Origin of the sequence: Phascolarctobacterium sp. ET69, assembly GCF_023336935.1 — a bacterium.
Lineage (GTDB): Bacteria > Bacillota > Negativicutes > Acidaminococcales > Acidaminococcaceae > Fusicatenibacter_A > Fusicatenibacter_A intestinipullorum.
Genome location: NZ_JAMBLR010000001.1, coordinates 422940 through 441396 on the forward strand (window position 1 = coordinate 422940; position 18457 = coordinate 441396).

The window sequence follows — 18457 nt, forward strand, 5'->3', positions numbered from 1 at the left end:
GTCAAACGCGCAGGAACTTGCGCAAAGATACGTAACTGCCGGCCGCACCAATAGCTGTACCGCTGATGATAATAAACAAATCAACATAAATCAGCATCGGGTAAGGAGGCAGCATCGGCAAAAACGCCAGCGTGGAATAAATACGCGACAGCAGTGCCGAATAAGAAATATCTATTATGGTAATGGAAATAAGCGAACCGAAAAAGCCCAGCGTCATGCCTTCCAACATGAACGGCCAGCGGATAAACCAGTCGGTTGCGCCTACGTATTTCATTATGTTAACTTCGCGCCTGCGGGCAAAAACCGTCAGGCGGATGGTATTTGCAATAATAAACAGCGTTGCAAAAGCAAGCAGCACTACCAGCAGAATACCGCCAATACGCAGTATTTTGGTAATCTGAAACAGCTGCTCAACAACTTCCTGCCCGAATTTTGCGGTTTCCACGCCTTCCATCTCGCCTATCTGCGGAGTAAGCTCGGCTATGCGTTCAGGAGCGTCCACTTCCACTTCAAAATAATACGGGAATGGATTATCCGTGCCAAGCGAGTTAAGCAGGTTCTGCTGTTCGCCAAGGCGTTCTTTAAAACGTTCCAGCGCTTCTTCTTTGGTTACCGGAGTAACTTTTTCGACACCTGGAAGCCCTTCCAGTTTGGTACGCGTTGCTTCCAGCACATCGCCGTCTACTTCATCCTGCATATAAACGGTTATCTGTACCTGGCTTTCCAGATATTGGGCAAGGTTATTGGTATTTAAAAATAATAAAAGAAACATACCCAAAACCAACAGCGACAAAGCAACGGTCGATACAGAGGCTACGCTCATCAGGCCGTTGCGCCGTATGGATTTATATGTTTCTCTTACAAAATATTCTTTCGTACTAAGACTCATAGCCGTATACTCCTTTTGCATCATCGCGCACAATATGTCCGTGCTCAATGGCTATAACCCTTTTTTCCATTTCATCAACTATTTCCCTGTCGTGCGTAGCCATTACAATAGTGGTTCCGCTTTTGTTTACCTCGCGGAAAATATCCATAATTTCCCAGCTGGTTTCCGGGTCGAGGTTGCCGGTAGGTTCATCGGCTATTAAAAGGATAGGGTCGTTAACAATGGCGCGTGCAATGGCAATGCGCTGCTGTTCGCCGCCGCTGAGCTCGGTAGGATAAGCATGCGCACGCTTGCGCAGCCCTACAAGGTCAAGCACATCGTTAACGCGGCGTTTGATTTTGCGGTACGGAGTTTCGATAACCTGCATTGCAAACGCAACATTGTCATATACGGTACGGTCAGGCAGCAGGCGGTAATCCTGAAAAACTATGCCCAGCTGCCTTCTGAAATACGGAATTTCCTTATCTGTCATTTTTACAAGGTCATGCCCGTTTACGATAACTTTACCGCTGGAAGGCAGAACCTCACGGAACAGCATTTTAAAGAAAGTAGACTTTCCTGCGCCGCTCGGGCCTACAATAAAAACAAATTCGCCCTGCTCAATACGGACGTTAATATCCTGCAAAGCGACTGAACCGCCTGGATAAATTTTGCTTACGTCTATCATTTCCAGCATACGGCCTGCTCCTTTCATTCTTCACCGCGCAGCAGCGCAAAAGTTCTTTCCAAATTAAGCTGTGCCTTACTGCGCAGCTGCTCCATCCGTTCATTCTGTACAACCGGCGGCTTGCACCACGCGGCTTTAAGTACGTTTACAAGCTGCTCTTTCTTTATATCATCCACACTTCCGGCAAGCACCCCACCGGCGGTATTTACAAATGCGTCAACCTTGGGGTCGTACGAAATTGCCAAAAGCGGCACCTTCATAACTGCCGCAAAAACCAGTGCGTGCAGGCGCATGCCCAAAAGCAGCTTAAAATTGCCTATCAGCGATAAAAATTCTTCCGTGTTATATGCGGAATCCAAAAAATAAATGTCTTTTTCGTCTTTTAAAAAGCTGTTAACGGCAGCACAGCTTTTTAAATCTGCCGGATACTGCAATGGCAAAAGCACTATCTGCGCGTCATGCTCCGATTTAAACTGTTTTAAGGCAGCTGCAATTACCTTAAAGCAATTTATATCATTTGCCCACGGGCGTACGGAAATACCAAGCACCGGCCTGTTAATGTCAATACCGGCATTTTGCAGTATTTTTTGCCCTATAGTTTTATCTGCAACGGGCAAAGCCAGCACAGAATCGGCAGTTACAATAATATTTCTGCCGCTGAGGCCCATTTTTAAGAGTTCAGTCTGCGAATCTGCATCTCTTACAGTAATTAAATCTGCCTTGCTGCAGACAATTCTTGTCAGCTTTCTTGCCAGCGTATTGCGGATTGGACCAATGCCGTGCGAATACAGCATAACCTTTTTGCCTGCCATTTTGCCCATTAAAATAATGAACAGATAATAAAAAAGGCTGCGCAGGCTGGTTACATCCTGCAAAAGGCTGCCGCCGCCGCTTAAAAGCATATCGGCATTTTTTACAGCACTGTATATTTTAAAAAAGTTAAAACGGTAAATGCTTTTTACTTTATGTTTGGCAGATGTTTCGGCAGGATTACCGGAAATAACCGTCAGGTCAATTTCCGGCTGTACGCCGCGCAAAGCCCTTACAATAGATGTAAGCATGGCTTCATCACCCGCGTTGGCAAATCCGTAATATCCGGAAATGACAATTTTATTCATTACCCAAATATCTCCTTTGCCACTTCTGCAAATAAGGCATTAACAAATTAAGCACAACTACTGCTGCTATGCCTATTACGGCGCCAAGCCAGTAGCCGTCCAGCGCACGGATATAGCTCATGATAACCGGCGTGCGCATATGTGCAAAGGTCTGCACAAGGCTGCCCTGCCCGATAACCGCTCCTGCCACAAGTATCATCTGCCACAGGCGCGGAGCTTTGTAATAAGCCGCGTAAGCCGCTACAAAAAATGCAGGATGCCCAATCATAAATTCTTTGGTACGCGGGCGTGCATACATCAGCTGTTCCAGCAGGGCACGCATTTTAAGCTCAATGCCCCAAACCGGCACACCGGAAGTATGGCCGCTGCGGCCTACAAAAATATAAGCTACAAAAGCCAGAACACCCAGAATAAATAAATGTTCAAGTTTAATATGGGTCGATAAAAGATAGCGGATATCGGCAATAAGGCCGCCGCCAGTTTTGCCGCCGAAAATATTAAACCGTTTGACATACCATAACAGCATTAATAATACCGGCATAATAAACGTTAATTTTACGCCGCGGTAAATGTCAATTTCCAAAAAGAAACGGATATCGCCCAAAAGTGCGGAAATCATTGCCGCACCGCACAAGGACATGGCAACTGCCGCGCCAAGCTGTACGGTAGTGCGCATTAAAAACTGCACCATGCATTTGCAGCGTACTTTTACGCTCTCCCACCATTCCACAACTACAATCATTGAAAGTACCGGGAATACGCAGGCAGAAACAAATGCCAGAAGCTGTCTCGGCAAAGGCGAAGACATTTTTACAACCAATGCAGCAGCTGCGGCACCAAAAACCGCAAACAGAATATACTGCAATTTACTGCCAAGCCCCAAAAGCAGTGCAAGATACATTACGCCTGCTGCAACAACGGCAAGTGCAGGCAGAACCAACAGCATTTTATCGGGGAAATATGCCTGATAGCCATCGGCATCCGCGTTAAACACACCGCTGGTGCCAAGCTTAAAGCCGCGCGACTGAACATCAGCGGCAATGCTTTTAACATAATCAAGGTTAAGCTCTAAAATATCCTGCCCGTTCTGCGGCAGCATAAAAGGTTTAATATAATTGATGCGGATATTGCGTTCTTCATCGGTAAGTGCCCAGCGGCGCAAAGCCTCGGGCATTTTCAGCTTGCGCTGTTCGGCTTTGTCGATAATATAAGAACGCGCTACCTGGTAATCCATTTTTTCAGCCATGGGAATAAGGCCTTCCATGGGCGCAAACTGGAGCTGGGTATAGTGTTCAACCATACCGAAAACCATGTTATGGCTTAACAATTTTTCGGCCATGTAATCGAGTTTATCGGGAAAACCAACTACTTCCTTGCCGCAGCCGATATAAGAAACAACATTCGCGCCGGATTCATCAATACGGCTGAAAATGCTGTCTATCTGCTGTTCCGTTACCGGCAAATAATTTTGCGGGCGGACGATAACGTTAAACCCGGCAGCTGCAATCTGGCGCATTTCTTCGGTGGAAAGGCCAAGAGGCGCCTGCATCAGCGGCATTTTGGTGTCATAGTTGTCACCTTCAATAATACGCGGGTCACCCAAAACACGGATAATACGCGGAGATTCACTTACAACGGCAATACGTTCCGGCGCGTAGCGCAGATACAGGTCTTTCTCTGTTTCTTTAAAAGTTACAGGCGATTTACCCTCTGTAATATAAACTGCATCGGGAATTATATCCTGCTGCTTCAAAGCCGCAAACTGCGTTCCGGCAGTTCCGCCGTGCAAAAGCTCACGCCCAGGAGCGGCATAAACAAGCCCTTTGTTGTCAAGTTTTTGCAGGGTAGTGTCAAAAACTATCAGCGAAGTAACACCGGCATCTTTAAAATCTTTCAATACGGAATCAAGCGGCAGGCCTTCCCAGCCGGCAAGCTGCTGCAAACCTTCGTATTCCATAGCCATTTCTACGGTATTGTTTTTTTCTTCTATTTCATATCTGCTGTAATTAAGCCATAAAGCACAAACAAGCCCTATAACAATAACTGCCAGCAAAACCGGATTATAACGGCTTTTCATTGCTATCTCCACCCATTAGCCAGTTAAATTTTCTTTTGCTGTGACCTTAAATAAGCCTCAATAAACATATCCAGGCCGCCGTCCATAACAGCCTGCACGTTGCCTGTTTCGGCACCTGTACGGTGATCTTTAACCATTTTATACGGCTGGAAAACATACGAGCGTATCTGGCTGCCCCATTCAATGTCCTGGTAATCACCGGCAATATCATTTTTCAGCGCTTCCTGTTTGGCGCGTTCATATTCGTACAGTTTGGCGCGCAGAAGCTGCATGCAGCGTTCACGGTTCTGAATCTGCGAGCGTTCGTTCTGGCACTGTACAATTATGCCGGTAGGAATATGCGTCATACGCACGGCGGAACTTGTTTTGTTTACATGCTGTCCGCCTGCGCCGCTGGCACGGTAAGTATCAACCTTTAAATCGGACGGGTCGATTTTAATATCGACGGTATCGTCAAGTTCAGGCATAACGTCAACAGCCGCAAAAGAAGTATGGCGGCGTGCGTTGGCGTCAAACGGAGAAATGCGCACAAGGCGGTGTACGCCCTTTTCGCTGCGCAGATAGCCGTAAGCATTATGGCCGTTAATTTGCAGTGTAGCACTTTTTACGCCTGCTTCATCGCCGGGCAGATAGTCCAGCATTTCAATGGCAAAGCCCTGGCGCTCGGCATAACGGGTAAACATGCGCAGAAGCATGCTTGTCCAGTCCTGTGCTTCGGTACCGCCGGCACCGGCATGCAAGGTTAAAATAGCATTGTTGGCATCATATTCGCCGTTTAAAAGCATTCCCAGTTCTAAATGCTCTATTTCTGCTTTTGCAGCTTCCAGTCCGGCTTCAAGTTCTTCTTCCATGCCGGATTCCGGTTCTTCCAAAGCAAGCTCTACCATAACCTCAAGGTCATCAAGCCTTTGTTCAAGGTTATGTACAATGCCCACTTCTTCCTTCAGCTGCGTAACAGCCTGGGCGGTTTTCTGCGCGGCATCCGGGTTGTCCCAGAAATCCGGCGCACCCATTTTATGTTCTAATTCAGCAATGCGGTCCTCTTTGGCAGCGACGTCAAAGAGATCCCCTCATTTCCTCTAATTTTTGCTTCAATGCGGATATTTCAGGTTTGTATTCCTCTATCAGCACCAAATTCACATCCCTTCGTAGGTAATTTATTTTAAATTTTGTTTTTATTTATCTTTGCCGCAGCAGTTTTTATATTTTTTGCCGCTGCCGCAGGGACACGGGTCATTGCGGCCCGGTTCTTCCTTCTTAACAACAGGCTGTTTGGTGCCTTCGTCACCGGCATTGGTAGAAGCATTTTCCAGACGGTCTTCCACTTTAGGCTGGGTAATAACGTTTACGCGGTAAATGTAACGTACAACGTCGTCCTGAATAGCGTCAATCATAGCCTGGAACATATCGTAGGCTTCAAATTTATATTCAACCAGCGGGTCTTTCTGCCCGTATGCACGCAGGCCAACGCCTTCACGCAGCATATCCATGGCATCAAGATGTTCCATCCAGTGGTTGTCTACAACCTTAAGCATTACAAGGTTTTCCAGTTCACGCATCAGTTCCGGCGTAATGGCGGCTTCACGTTCTGCGTAATGCTCGTCGGCAACTTTGTACAGATATTCTTCCAGTTCCTCACGGCTGAGGTTCTGCAGATATTCAACGGTTAAAAGCCCGCGCGGAGCGTAGAATTCTTCGGCATAGTTAATAAGTGCCTGCAAATCCCAGTCTTCAGAATATACTTCCGGCGGAGCATACATTGCCATAGTGCGGTCTACAACCTTATGCACCATTTCCATAATGGTATCGCGCAGGTTGGCCTGCTGCAAAATTTTGCGGCGCTGGCTGTAAATAACTTCACGCTGCTGGTTCATAACGTTATCATATTCCAGAACCTGTTTACGGATGGTAAAGTTACGGGCTTCTACCTTCTTCTGCGCAGATTCGATGGACTTGGTTACAAGTTTATGTTCGATAGGCTCGTCCTCTTCCATGCCCAGCTTATCCATAATGCCGGAAATGTTGTCCGAACCGAACAGGCGCATCAAATCATCTTCCAGCGAAAGGAAGAATTTGGAAGAACCCGGGTCACCCTGACGGGCGCAGCGTCCGCGCAGCTGGTTATCAATACGGCGGCTTTCGTGGCGTTCCGTACCGATAATGTGCAGGCCGCCGAGTTCCGGAACGCCTTCGCCAAGCATAATATCGGTACCGCGGCCTGCCATATTGGTGGCAATGGTTACAGCGCCGTACTGGCCTGCTTTGGAGATAATCTCCGCTTCTTTTTCATGGTATTTGGCGTTAAGTACATTATGCGCTATGCCGCGGCGTTTGAGCATTGCGGAAAGTTCTTCGGACTGTGCGATAGAAGTTGTGCCGACCAGTACCGGTCGCCCGGATTTATGGCATTCTTCAATTTCCGCAACGGCGGCTTTGTATTTGGCGCGTTTTGTTTTATAAATAACGTCCGGATAGTCAATACGGATCATAGGTTTGTTGGTAGGAATAACAATTACATCCAAGCCGTAAATTTTCTGGAATTCCTGTTCTTCCGTTTTGGCGGTACCGGTCATGCCGCTGAGCTTGTTGTACATACGGAAGTAATTCTGGAAGGTAATAGTTGCCAGAGTCTGGCTTTCGCGTTCAACCTTAACACCTTCTTTGGCTTCAATAGCCTGATGCAGGCCTTCGGAGAAGCGGCGGCCGAACATCAAGCGGCCGGTAAATTCGTCGACGATAATTACCTGTCCGTCTTTTACAACGTAATCCCTGTCGCGGTGCATAATGGCCTTGGCCTTTAATGCGCACATCAAATGGTGCGAAAAGTCTACGCCGTGTTCAGCGTCATAAAGGTTGGCGATGCCGAGCATTTTTTCTGCCTTGGCAATACCAGTTTCGGTAGGCGCAACGGTTTTTAATTTTTCGTCTACCGTATAGTCCTCGTTTTCGTTCATGTTGGCAACTACATGCGCCAGCACGCGGTACAAATCGGTAGATTTTTCGCCCGGGCCGGAAATAATCAGCGGTGTACGCGCTTCGTCAATTAAAATACTGTCAACTTCGTCGACAATGCAGAAATTAAGTTCGCGCTGAACCATCTGATTTTCGTCAACTACCATGTTGTCGCGCAGATAGTCGAAACCAAATTCGTTATTGGTGCCGTAAGTAATATCGGCAGCATAAGCAGCCTTGCGGTCGGGGTAATCCATATCATGCACAATAAGGCCTACGGAAAGTCCGAGCGCTCTGTAAATGCGTCCCATGTCCTCGCTGTCGCGGCGGGCAAGGTAATCGTTAACGGTAACAACATGTACGCCTTTGCCGGTAAGGGCATTCAAATAAGCAGGCAGGGTTGCAACAAGGGTTTTGCCTTCGCCTGTACGCATTTCGGCAATTTTGCCGCGGTGCAGAACAACGCCGCCTATAAGCTGTACATCAAAATGGCGCATGCCGGTAATACGGCGCGAAGTTTCGCGCACAACGGCAAACGCTTCCGGCAGGATATCATCAAGCGTTTCGCCTTTGGCAAGGCGCAGTTTAAACTCGCCGGTTTTAGCAGCAAGATTTGCTGAACTCAGCGCCTGCATCTCCGGCTCCAGTGCATTGATTTTATCGACAATGACCTGAATATTTTTTAATTCTTTGGCATTCGGGTCACCGAAAATCTTTTTTAATATGCTTTCGAGCAACACACTCACTCCTTAAAATTCCCTGTTTTATAAACACTATACTAATATAAAATTTTACCAAAAACCGCGCAAAAAGTCAAAAGCCCGGGCCTTTTGTCCCGGGCTTTTTTGTGAAATCAATGTAAAGATTATTTTAATTCAGGCTGCAGCAAACCATAGTTGCCGTCTTTGCGGCGGTATACAACATTTACTCCGCCATAATCGGGGTCAAAGTATACAAAGAAGTCATGGTCAAGCAGGTTCATCTGCAAAATTGCTTCTTCAGCCGTCATCGGGTTCATCGAGAACTTCTTGTTCTTGATAATCTTGAATTCTTCATCCGGAGCCGCTTCTACTTCGGGAGCAGGTACAGGCTCTACAAAGTTGCTATATTTACGTTTGGCAAGACGTGTTTTATATTTATGTACCTGGCGTTCAATTTTTTCTACTACCAAGTCAATGGACGAATACATATCTTTGGTAGATTCCTGGGCTCTGATTAAAATTCCGCTGGCAGGAACGGTAATTTCCACAATGTGGTTGCCTTTTTCAACTTTAAGTACTGCACTGATATCGCCAACGGTTTTAAACTGCCTCGTGATTTTCGTAATTTTCTTTTCAACATACTCTTTGAGCGCCGGTGTTACAACAATGTTCTTTCCTCTTACGTTTACGTTCATAAATTATCCCTCCTTAATCCCGAGGTCCGGGATAACAAACTCTTTAGTTTGTTATTATTTGTATTCGCCATAATAATTAAAACTCCTGCAAAAAATTACAAAAACTCGTGCAAAAAAGTCTTTTTTCTGCACGAGTTTACAATCTGCTACTATTGTAACAGTTTCAATTATAAAATTTTGGAAAGGAAACTGCGGGTACGTTCTTCTTTGGCATGTAAAAAAATGTCGTCAGGTTTACCCTGTTCCAGAATTTTACCGCCGTCAACAAACAACACCCTGTCGCCAACTTCGCGCGCAAAGCCCATTTCGTGAGTAACGACCACCATGGTCATGCCTTCGTTGGCAAGGCGTTTCATAACGTCCAGTACTTCTTTAATCATTTCCGGGTCAAGCGCAGATGTCGGTTCATCAAACAAAAGTGCTTTCGGCTTCATAGCAAGCGCACGCGCAATAGCAACACGCTGCTGCTGCCCGCCGCTAAGCTGGTCCGGATAAGAATCAGCCTTGTCAGAAAGGCCAACCTTGCCTAAAAGCTCCATAGCCGTTGCTTCCGCGGTTTTGCGGTCAATGCCGCGTACTTTCATCGGGGCAAGCACAAGGTTTTCAAGCACCGTCATGTGCGGGAACAGGTTAAAACGCTGGAACACCATGCCTACTTCTTTGCGCACTTCGTTAATGTTGGCTTCGCCGTCCAGCTTAATACCGTCAACAACAATCGTGCCCTCAGTCGGTTCTTCAAGGTAGTTCATGCAGCGCAGAAGCGTACTTTTGCCGCTGCCGGATGGGCCTATAATTACCACTACTTCCTTTTCGGCAATGGTAAGGTCAATGCCCTTTAAAACTTCAAGGCTGCCGTAGCTTTTTTTAAGGCCTGTAATTTTAATCATTTCTGTACTCATTTTGTTTCAAACCTCCGCTCCATCAGCCCTACCAGGCGCGCAACCGTAAAGGTCATAATAAGGTAAATTACGGCAACTGCCAGCCAGATTTCAAAAGAAGCATAGGTACGCGCAATAATCAGCTGGCCGCGTCTTGTCAGTTCTTCAAAACCGATAACGGAAACCAGCGAAGAATCCTTCAGCATAGCAATAAATTCATTGCCCAGCGGCGGAATAATGCGCTTAAAGGCCTGCGGCATAATTACATAGCGCATGGTCTGGTACCAGGTCATGCCCAGAGAGCGCCCGGCTTCCATCTGCCCTTTATCGATAGACTGGATGCCCGCGCGGAAAATTTCGGCAATGTATGCACCGCTGTTGATGGAGCAGGCGCAGATAGCCGCAAAAAACGGGTCAATGCGCTGTCCGATAATGGTAGGCAGCGCAAAATATACCAGAAAGATTTGTACCAAAAGCGGCGTGCCGCGAATAAAATCTACATAAAAGTTAGCTGCATAACGCACCGGTTTAATGCTGGCAAGCCTTGCAACGCCGATAATCATACCTATCAATAAGCCAAAGCCTACGCTCATGGCGGTTATTTCAAGGGTAATTCCGGCACCGGCCAGCAAAAGCGGTATCGCATCTTCAATAAGTTTAAAATTCAGTTCCATTAGGCTTGTCTTTCCTTCCAGTCAGCCTGCGCTTTAATAAATAAAATACGGGGCACACCTTCGTTGCCGTTGATGTTCCCCGCATTCAGGCGCAATGCTTATTTTTTCACTTCACCGAACCAGGTTTTGTAAATCTTGTCATATTCGCCGTCTTTTTTCAGTTCTGCCAAAGCTTTGTTAATGTCTTCAAGCAGCTTGGTGTTGTCTTTTTTAACGGCAATGCCATATTGTTCTGCTTCCATAACATCACCAACGGTTTTGGCAACTTCGCTGCCGCCCTGTGCCAGATAATAACCGATAACTGGGCTGTCGTTGATAACAGCGTCAACGCCGCCGTTGGTCAGTTCCATTGCAGACTCGGTATTGGTATTGAAAAGTGTTACTTTGGCATCTTTAACGCTGTTTGCTTTGTCAGCGCCGGTAGTGCCAATCTGTGCGGCAATGCGTTTGCCGGCAAGGTCCTCAATGCTCTTGATGTCGTTGTTGTCTTTTTTAACCATTACAATCAAGCCGGAAGTATAGTAAGGGTCGCTCATGCCTACAGCCTGTTTTCTTTCGTCGGTAATGCTCATGCCAGCAATGGCAACATCAATATTACCGGTGTTCAGCGCAGGAATCAATGCATCAAAACCCATATTGGCAATTTCAACTTTGTAGCCGAGTTTTTTGCCGATAGCGCGGATTAAATCCATATCAAAGCCTGCCAGTTCATCGCTGCCTTCTTTCTGGAATTCAAACGGAGCAAAAGTCGGTTCAGTTGCTACGCGCAAAACTTTCTCCGGCTGAGCCTTAGCTTCATCCTTGCTGCCGCCGCAGCCTGCAACTGCCAGTGCCACAAGCATTAAAGCAGCCATTAAAAACACCAAATACTTTTTCATAAACATAACCTCCAACAGCATAAATTTACAAACTTTTATCTGTTAAAATATTATAGCTCTAAAATACAGGTTAAGCAACAAAAACTTTCAAAAAACCTGTATAAAAAACCATTATTTAGCTTCGCCGAACCATTTATTGTAAATTTTATCAAATTCACCGTTCTGCTTCAGCTCATTAAGAGCCTTGTTAATATCGGCAGCCAGTTTGTCGTTGCCTTTCTTAACGGCAATACCGTAATCTTCGGCATTCAAAACTTCGCCGACGGTTTTAGCGTATTCACTGCCGCCCTGCGCTAAAAAGTATTTCAGCACAGGAGCATCATTAATAACAGCGTCAGCCGCGCCGTTTTTCATTTCCAGCACAGCGCTGCCGTTATCGTTAAACGCAGTTACCTTGGCTCCTTCAACTTTTTCTGCGCGGAATGCGCCGGTAGTGCCAATCTGCACGGCAATACGCTTGCCTTTTAAATCGTCAATGCTTTTAATATCGTTGTTATCTTTCGGTACCATTACCAAAAGTCCGGATTTATAATACGGGTCAGAAAAAATTACCTGCTGCTTGCGTTCTTCAGTAATGCTCATGCCTGCCAGCGCAACATCAATGTTGTCTGCCTGCAAAGCAGGAATTAAAGCGTCAAAACCCATCGCGCTGATTTCCACTTTATAGCCGAGCTGTTTGCCGATAGCACGGATTAAATCCATGTCAAAACCGGTAAGTTCCTCGCTGCCTTCCGCCTGCATTTCAAACGGCGCAAAAGAAGGTTCAGTACCGACACGCAGTAATTTTTCACCGCCCGCCTGTTTCTCATCATTGCCGCCGCAGCCGGACGTAACAAGCGCCATTGCCAGCATGGCCGCCATTAATAATGCCAAAAACTTTTTCATCAGGTTATCTCCCTCCAATATTCTGCCAACAGGCAGGTTATAATAATGTATATTATAAAACTAAAAGCCCTTCTGCACAAGCAAAAATATGCAAAAAAGGCTAATTTTTATAAAATAAAGCAACTCAGCTGACCTGGTCTTCGCCCCCACACCCGCCTGCTGGGAGGTTCGCTCCTAAGCAACATGCTCCCCACTACTGCTCCTCTCGCTTTTCGCGGCAGGACTTACTTCTAAGCTGCGCCGTGCTCACAGTAATTTTTACTGCTTACGTGGATCGTTTTGCCCGCAACTGGCATCGACTTTCAACCACAGACCTGAGCTGCATTTTAATTATAGCGACTAATAGATTTTTTGCAATACCTGTGGCTAAAAAATTTATAAAATGCTCTTTGATATTTTGCCGCGTTGTAGTATACTATTATGTGCAAGATTTGATTGGACGGATTTTTTACAGGATGGTTGTTTTATGATTGCTTTACCCCAGACACTGGATTTTCCACGCGAAAATAACATACGTGAAATATGCAACTCGCTTTTAACGCTGCTGCAAAAAAAGGATACGGGTTTATACATGCACAGCCAGCAGGTTGCCAACTATTCGGCATGCATTGCGGCCAAGCTCGGCCTGCCCGCCGCAGAAATAGCTTCCATTAAAAGCGCCGCGCTTCTGCACGATATCGGGCATCTTTCCGTGCCTAACACGATTTTAAAAAAATCGCCTTATTTAAGCACGCGCGAGATGGCTACCTATAAACGCCACTGCCAGGCAGGTGCCAGTATGCTCGAAAATATTCCGGAATTTTCGCATATTATCGATATTATTTACAGCCACCACGAAAAGTGGGACGGCACCGGCTACCCCAAGCGTTTAAAGGGCGTAAACATACCGCTGGGAGCGCGTATAATCGCCGTAGCCAATTATTACGACCGCATTGTAAACCCCTGTACCCATTACTGGCAAAAAACGCCTATGGAAGCAATTAAAGAAATGAACGATAAAGCGGGCACCGATTTTGACCCCAATGTTGTGCGTGCGTTTTTAGAATCAATAATACCGAGCAAAATACGGTAGAAATTTATAAAAGTTTAAAGTTAATATTAACTCATCATCATTCAAGAAACTATCTTCTTAATGATGATGAGTTTTTTATATTTTGCTAATTTTATTATTTCTCTTCTGATGACATCATAGCTCTAGCATATATAATTGTTTTAATATTCTCACGTTTCCCCATAATTAAAGTTTTCACCCAAATCTATAATCATTAGTTTCTTTAGAATTTTGATGGAACTTTTCTTTTTCGTAAATCCAAAACAGCAATATTTATATACATTTGAATTTCATCAGTATAAACATTTTCGCGGATAAATTTATAAGCTGTATTATATTCACTATCTGTAAAACATGCAATTAAATAAAATGCATTTTTACAATTTGAAGCGTACATATATTTTGTTAACTGGTTTTCATAACCTTTTTTCAAATACGAACTGTTTGCTCGTTTTACTTCTATCAAAATTTTTTCTTTTTCATTATCATTTTTTAATAATAAAAAATCAACTTTACCATTTCCAACTAAAGCTTCCCGCGTTATTTCAATATCTTTATTATGAAAATAAGCATCCATTATATTTTCTAAAATCAAATGAATTCTTTCTTCGTTTACCGGCCGATTATCTACCCAAAATAATTGATTCAAATTACCGTTATGAATCCTGTTTTCTATATAATCTAATAATGAAGAAATTTCACCACTCAGCGTAATGTGTTTTGTCTTATATTGTTTTTGTATATCTAAAGGTAATATTTCAAAATAATAATCTAAGTTTATACCTAATTTATCTTCAATAAGTGTACTGCCCATTTTATGATTATTATATATTAAATCCAAAAACAAAAAATCCATATCAATAAACAAATTATCAGCGTAACTATTAATATCATAATACATATCTTTTAAATCTTTTAAATTAAAATCATCATCAATTTCATTCATATCATCTATTGCAGCTTTTTTAATCATTTTCCTTAATTTTTTATTGAAATACAATTTTTTAAATTTAGGACAATCACTTTGAATATCTGACATATATTCAAGAAATCCATTTAAAGCAATCTCATGAAACGCTGTCATTTCATGATAAAATTTATCATTAGTCCATTGATACAATTCTTTTAAAATCTTAATACATTCATTATATTGTTCTCTATATAAATATTTAGGATATATACATTCAGCCATATCAAAAATAACTTCTTCATCTTCAACCCCAAATATCTCTATTTCTAAAAAATCATGAATTATATAATTATATAATTCAAAATGTTTAGTATTGAATAAAATCATTCTCTTTCCTCCTTATATCACGATAATATTTAATTAAAATATAGTTATTATAATCAATTTTAAAAATTATACATCATTATATCATTCATGATTACTAATTCAAATAACAATTTTTTAATGATTTTGTCAAGTTTTTAAGGTACAATTGACCTCGCGTTGACCTCAAAGAACGCCGACCTTTTGTTCCCACACAAAAAAAAGAAAAAGCCGTGGAAGTCACTCCACGACTGTGTTTTAAAATGGTGATCCAGGAGGGATTCGAACCCCCGACCCACGGCTTAGAAGGCCGTTGCTCTATCCAACTGAGCTACTGAACCATTTGGAGCGGGCGATGGGAATCGAACCCACAACATCAGCTTGGAAGGCTGAGGTTTTACCACTAAACTACACCCGCAATATAAAATTTTCTTCTGGTCGGAGCGGCAGGATTCGAACCTGCGACCCCCTGTTCCCAAGACAGGTGCTCTACCAAGCTGAGCCACGCCCCGAACACAACGTATATTATACCGTTTCAGAAGTTAAAAGTCAAGCATTTTCCTTTGCTTTTGTTTCTTTCAAATGCTGCTGGTAAAGTTTTGTTTCGGCAACAACAACGCCGCTTAAAGCCAGCAGTGCAATAAGGTTAGGTATTGCCATTAAGCCGTTAACAATATCTGCCAAAATCCAAATTGCTTCCAGTTTTAAAAACGGGCCGCAGGCAACAAGAATGATAAAAATAATACGGTAAGGCAAAATTGCTTTAACGCCAATTAAATATTCAACGCAGCGTTCGCCGTAATAGTTCCAGCCAAGAATGGTTGTAAACGCAAACAGTACAAGTCCTACTAAAAGCAGGATACTGCCGAAAGCAGGAAGACCCATCGAGAAAGCCTGTTCCGTCATTGCAGCGCCGTTAAGGTCACCTTTCCAGACGCCGGTTACTACCAAAGTAAGGCCGGTAAGAGTACAAATAATAATGGTATCAATAAATGTACCGGTCATAGAAACGAGGCCCTGTTCCGCAGGCCATTTTGTTTTTGCTGCCGCTGCTACAATCGGCGCACTGCCAAGGCCGGATTCATTGGAGAAAACGCCGCGTGCTACGCCGTTGCGCATTGCCATCATAACAGTTGCGCCAAGGAAACCGCCGGTTGCTGCCGTGCCGGTAAAAGCACCGTCAATTACGCTTGCAAAAGCAGAAGGAATCTGGTCGGCAAAGATAATTAAAATGCCAACGGTTGTAATTAAATACAGCATTGCCATAAAAGGCACAATTTTAGATGCTACGTTTGCAATGCTCTGCAAACCGCCGATGGTAATTACTGCAACCAGAACGGTAATGGCAATGCCTGTGTAAGTAACAGGTATGCCTGCGGTAATCTGCGTAATTTCTACAATGGAGTTTACCTGTGCAAAGGTACCAATACCAAAGTAAGCACACAAAACACCGAACGCAGCAAACAAAATTGCAAGCGGCCTGTATTTTTTGCCCATACCTTTTTCAATATAATACATAGGTCCGCCGGAAATATTGCCGTTGGCGTCTACCGTGCGGTATTTAACGGCAAGCAGGCATTCAGCATATTTGGTAGCCATACCAAAAAACGCTGCCATCCACATCCAGAACAAAGCGCCAGGGCCGCCTGCTTTAATAGCCGTTGCCACGCCTACAATATTGCCTGTGCCGACAGTTGCGGCAAGTGCCGTACAAAGGGCCTTAAAACTGTTTACATCGCCGTGGCCGTCATTTTTGGCAAAAAAGATAAGTTTTAAAGCATCGCCAAGTTTAAAAACCTGAAGCAGCTTTAAACGGATGGTAAGCCAGATGCCGGTGCCAACCAGCAGCACCAAAAGCGGCGGTCCCCATACAAAAGTATCAATCGTGTTCAATAGTGCAATAACTTCTTCGTTGTTAAACAATTTTTACTCCCTCTTCCCTGTTTAGTAAAATAAAAACCGCCGGACAAATCCCAAATCCGGCGGCAATAATAAGCAGGCAAATAATAATATAAATATATTATTTACGCTTAAAGCTCTGTCCTTTGGCCTGAGAGATAAGGGGCGTTGCTTCCCCGTGCACCTTCGGCACCCTTTTAGTGGGATTCTCCAGAGATGTGTCCACATACGGTTCTCACCGGCAACCCGGCACCTGAGAGTTTACTCCTTCGGTAGAAAAATTTCTTCTCCCATATGCTTCATCCACTGCGATATTCATTTCTAATTATTTTAACACAAACTCTAATAATTGCAAGTAGTTTGTTTACAGTTTTTCAGATTTTTTTATTTTAAATAATCTTTGTTTTCATCAAGATGTTTAAAATATAACTTTGTTTCTTTTACTATTACACCGGTTAAAAGCAGCAGTGCAATAAGGTTAGGCAGCGCCATCAGCCCGTTGGCAATATCGGCAATAATCCAAATCATTTCCAGTTTTAAAAATGCGCCGCAGGCAACCATGGCAATAAAGAAAAGACGATAAGGAATAATAGCTTTTACGCCTAAAAGATATGCAATGCAGCGTTCGCCGTAATAGTTCCAGCCAAGAATGGTTGTAAACGCAAACAGCACGAGGCCAATCATTAAAAGCATATTGCCTAATACCGGGAAAACCATCGTAAATGCGCTCTGCGTCATTGCAGCGCCGTTTAAGTCGCCGCTCCATACGCCGGAAACGATAATAGTAAGGCCTGTCATAGTACAAATAATAATGGTATCAATAAAAGTACCGGTCATGGAAATAAGCCCCTGTTCGGCAGGCCATTTTGTTTTCGCTGCCGCAGCTACAATCGGCGCACTGCCGAGGCCGGATTCATTGGAGAACAAGCCGCGGGCAATACCGTTGCGCATTGCAAACATCATCGTTGCGCCCAAAAAGCCGCCGGTTGCTGCCGTACCTGTAAAAGCATCATGCAGAACCATTGCAATAGCTCCCGGAAGTGCATCACGGAACATAAACAGAATGGCCATGGTCGTAATAACATACAGCGCAGCCATAAACGGAACGATTTTATCAGCAACCACTGCTATGCTTTTTAACCCGCCAAGGGTAATAACCGCAACCAATACGGTAAGTGCGATAGATGTGTAAAGTACAGGAATCTGCGCACCGGCGTTGGTAATTTCAACAATTGCATTTACCTGGGTAAATGTGCCGCTGCCGAAGCAGGCGCAAATCGTACCGGCTACCGCGAAGAAAATTGCCAGCGGGCGGTGTTGCCTGCCAAGACCTTTTTCAATATAGTACATCGGGCCGCCGCCGATATGGCCGTTAGCGTCAATAGTACGGTATTTAACAGCCAAAACGCCTTCGGCATACTTGGTTGCCATACCAAAAAACGCAGCCATCCACATCCAGAACAGAGCACCAGGGCCGCCGGCTTTAATTGCCGTTGCCACGCCAACAATATTGCCTGTGCCTACTGTTGCAGCAAGTGCCGTACACAGCGCTTTAAAACTGTCAACATCGCCATGGCCCTCGTTTTTAGCCTTAAAAATCAATTTTAAAGCAAGCGGCAAACGTAAAACCTGAATCATGTTTAACCTGATTGTCAGCCAAATACCGGTACCCACCAGCAAGCACAAAAGCGGTGGTCCCCACACAAACGCATCAACCTCATTTAAAAATTCCAGCATAGTATCTCCCTTTCATAGCAAAATCATAAGCAGCTCAAAAATTAACATCTTGTAAAAACTAAGAGCAATTTTATCGCTATTAT

General features: G+C 44.3%; 15 protein-coding genes, 3 tRNA genes and 1 riboswitch. Of the genes, 1 reads left to right on the plus strand and 17 read right to left on the minus strand.

What is annotated here, in order from left to right:
- Position 1: 1 nt before the first annotated feature.
- The 11 genes from ftsX to M3079_RS02120 form a co-directional block, all read right to left on the minus strand.
- Positions 2-889, minus strand: a complete 888-nt coding sequence (gene ftsX / locus M3079_RS02070; RefSeq protein ID WP_249076920.1) for a permease-like cell division protein FtsX — start codon at positions 887-889, stop codon at positions 2-4.
- Positions 879-1565, minus strand: a complete 687-nt coding sequence (gene ftsE, locus M3079_RS02075; RefSeq protein WP_021716342.1) for a cell division ATP-binding protein FtsE — start codon at positions 1563-1565, stop codon at positions 879-881. The genes ftsX and ftsE overlap by 11 nt, the downstream gene beginning before the upstream one ends.
- Positions 1566-1579: 14 nt before the next feature.
- Positions 1580-2674: a polysaccharide pyruvyl transferase CsaB gene (gene csaB, locus M3079_RS02080; protein ID WP_249076921.1), complete on the minus strand. Its 1095-nt coding sequence runs from the start codon at positions 2672-2674 to the stop codon at positions 1580-1582.
- The gene (locus M3079_RS02085) at positions 2667-4751 is read right to left on the minus strand and encodes a DUF5693 family protein (protein ID WP_249076922.1); all 2085 of its coding nucleotides are present in this window, start codon (positions 4749-4751) and stop codon (positions 2667-2669) included. Before M3079_RS02085 ends, csaB begins: the two co-directional genes overlap by 8 nt.
- 23 nt (positions 4752-4774) lie before the next feature.
- A protein-coding gene (gene prfB, locus M3079_RS02090; protein WP_249076923.1) for a peptide chain release factor 2 occupies positions 4775-5882 on the minus strand; the annotation gives its coding sequence in 2 pieces (ribosomal slippage) (positions 4775-5809 and positions 5811-5882; 1107 coding nt in all).
- A 44-nt stretch (positions 5883-5926) separates the two neighbouring features.
- Positions 5927-8440 (minus strand): preprotein translocase subunit SecA, encoded by a 2514-nt coding sequence (gene secA / locus M3079_RS02095; protein WP_249076924.1) that lies wholly within the window; start codon positions 8438-8440, stop codon positions 5927-5929.
- 128 nt (positions 8441-8568) lie between these two features.
- On the minus strand, positions 8569-9099 hold the full coding sequence (gene raiA / locus M3079_RS02100; RefSeq protein ID WP_249076925.1) for a ribosome-associated translation inhibitor RaiA: 531 nt from the start codon (positions 9097-9099) through the stop codon (positions 8569-8571).
- A 167-nt stretch (positions 9100-9266) separates the two neighbouring features.
- On the minus strand, positions 9267-9986 hold the full coding sequence (locus tag M3079_RS02105) for an amino acid ABC transporter ATP-binding protein (RefSeq protein WP_249077106.1): 720 nt from the start codon (positions 9984-9986) through the stop codon (positions 9267-9269).
- Positions 9987-9994: 8 nt separating this feature from the next.
- Positions 9995-10651: an amino acid ABC transporter permease gene (locus M3079_RS02110; protein ID WP_021716334.1), complete on the minus strand. Its 657-nt coding sequence runs from the start codon at positions 10649-10651 to the stop codon at positions 9995-9997.
- A 98-nt stretch (positions 10652-10749) separates the two neighbouring features.
- Positions 10750-11529 carry a basic amino acid ABC transporter substrate-binding protein gene (locus M3079_RS02115; protein WP_249076926.1) on the minus strand — a complete coding sequence of 260 codons (780 nt, stop codon included), beginning with the start codon at positions 11527-11529 and terminating at the stop codon, positions 10750-10752.
- 111 nt (positions 11530-11640) lie between these two features.
- Entirely contained in the window at positions 11641-12414 is a 774-nt protein-coding gene (locus M3079_RS02120) for a basic amino acid ABC transporter substrate-binding protein (protein ID WP_249076929.1), read from the minus strand.
- A 466-nt stretch (positions 12415-12880) separates the two neighbouring features.
- On the opposite strand from M3079_RS02120, the gene M3079_RS02125 reads away from it, so the two are divergent.
- Complete coding sequence (locus M3079_RS02125) at positions 12881-13486, plus strand: HD domain-containing phosphohydrolase (RefSeq protein WP_249076930.1); 606 nt, start codon at positions 12881-12883, stop codon at positions 13484-13486.
- 202 nt (positions 13487-13688) lie between these two features.
- On the opposite strand, the gene M3079_RS02130 is transcribed toward M3079_RS02125, so the two are convergent.
- The 6 genes from M3079_RS02130 to M3079_RS02155 form a co-directional block, all read right to left on the minus strand.
- Positions 13689-14762: a hypothetical protein gene (locus tag M3079_RS02130; protein ID WP_249076933.1), complete on the minus strand. Its 1074-nt coding sequence runs from the start codon at positions 14760-14762 to the stop codon at positions 13689-13691.
- Positions 14763-15002: 240 nt separating this feature from the next.
- Positions 15003-15079 (minus strand) — tRNA-Arg (locus M3079_RS02135).
- 3 nt (positions 15080-15082) lie between these two features.
- Positions 15083-15156: transfer RNA gene (locus M3079_RS02140), tRNA-Gly, on the minus strand.
- A 17-nt stretch (positions 15157-15173) separates the two neighbouring features.
- Positions 15174-15250: transfer RNA gene (locus M3079_RS02145), tRNA-Pro, on the minus strand.
- A gap of 37 nt (positions 15251-15287) precedes the next feature.
- Positions 15288-16661: a sodium:alanine symporter family protein gene (locus M3079_RS02150; protein ID WP_249076935.1), complete on the minus strand. Its 1374-nt coding sequence runs from the start codon at positions 16659-16661 to the stop codon at positions 15288-15290.
- Positions 16662-16766: 105 nt separating this feature from the next.
- Positions 16767-16861: riboswitch (glycine riboswitch) on the minus strand.
- A 160-nt stretch (positions 16862-17021) separates the two neighbouring features.
- The gene (locus tag M3079_RS02155) at positions 17022-18374 is read right to left on the minus strand and encodes a sodium:alanine symporter family protein (RefSeq protein WP_249076937.1); all 1353 of its coding nucleotides are present in this window, start codon (positions 18372-18374) and stop codon (positions 17022-17024) included.
- Positions 18375-18457: the final 83 nt, after the last annotated feature.

Bases quoted from the DNA above. Each gene is read 5' to 3' on its own strand.
- M3079_RS02110 (WP_021716334.1), bottom strand. From the start codon at position 10,651: ATGGAACTGAATTTTAAACTTATTGAAGATGCGATACCGCTTTTGCTG.
- M3079_RS02125 (WP_249076930.1), top strand. From the start codon at position 12,881: ATGATTGCTTTACCCCAGACACTGGATTTTCCACGCGAAAATAACATA.
- M3079_RS02130 (WP_249076933.1), bottom strand. From the start codon at position 14,762: ATGATTTTATTCAATACTAAACATTTTGAATTATATAATTATATAATT.
- ftsE (WP_021716342.1), bottom strand. From the start codon at position 1,565: ATGCTGGAAATGATAGACGTAAGCAAAATTTATCCAGGCGGTTCAGTC.
- M3079_RS02085 (WP_249076922.1), bottom strand. From the start codon at position 4,751: ATGAAAAGCCGTTATAATCCGGTTTTGCTGGCAGTTATTGTTATAGGG.
- csaB (WP_249076921.1), bottom strand. From the start codon at position 2,674: ATGAATAAAATTGTCATTTCCGGATATTACGGATTTGCCAACGCGGGT.
- ftsX (WP_249076920.1), bottom strand. From the start codon at position 889: ATGAGTCTTAGTACGAAAGAATATTTTGTAAGAGAAACATATAAATCC.
- M3079_RS02155 (WP_249076937.1), bottom strand. From the start codon at position 18,374: ATGCTGGAATTTTTAAATGAGGTTGATGCGTTTGTGTGGGGACCACCG.
- M3079_RS02120 (WP_249076929.1), bottom strand. From the start codon at position 12,414: ATGAAAAAGTTTTTGGCATTATTAATGGCGGCCATGCTGGCAATGGCG.
- M3079_RS02105 (WP_249077106.1), bottom strand. From the start codon at position 9,986: ATGATTAAAATTACAGGCCTTAAAAAAAGCTACGGCAGCCTTGAAGTT.
- raiA (WP_249076925.1), bottom strand. From the start codon at position 9,099: ATGAACGTAAACGTAAGAGGAAAGAACATTGTTGTAACACCGGCGCTC.
- M3079_RS02115 (WP_249076926.1), bottom strand. From the start codon at position 11,529: ATGAAAAAGTATTTGGTGTTTTTAATGGCTGCTTTAATGCTTGTGGCA.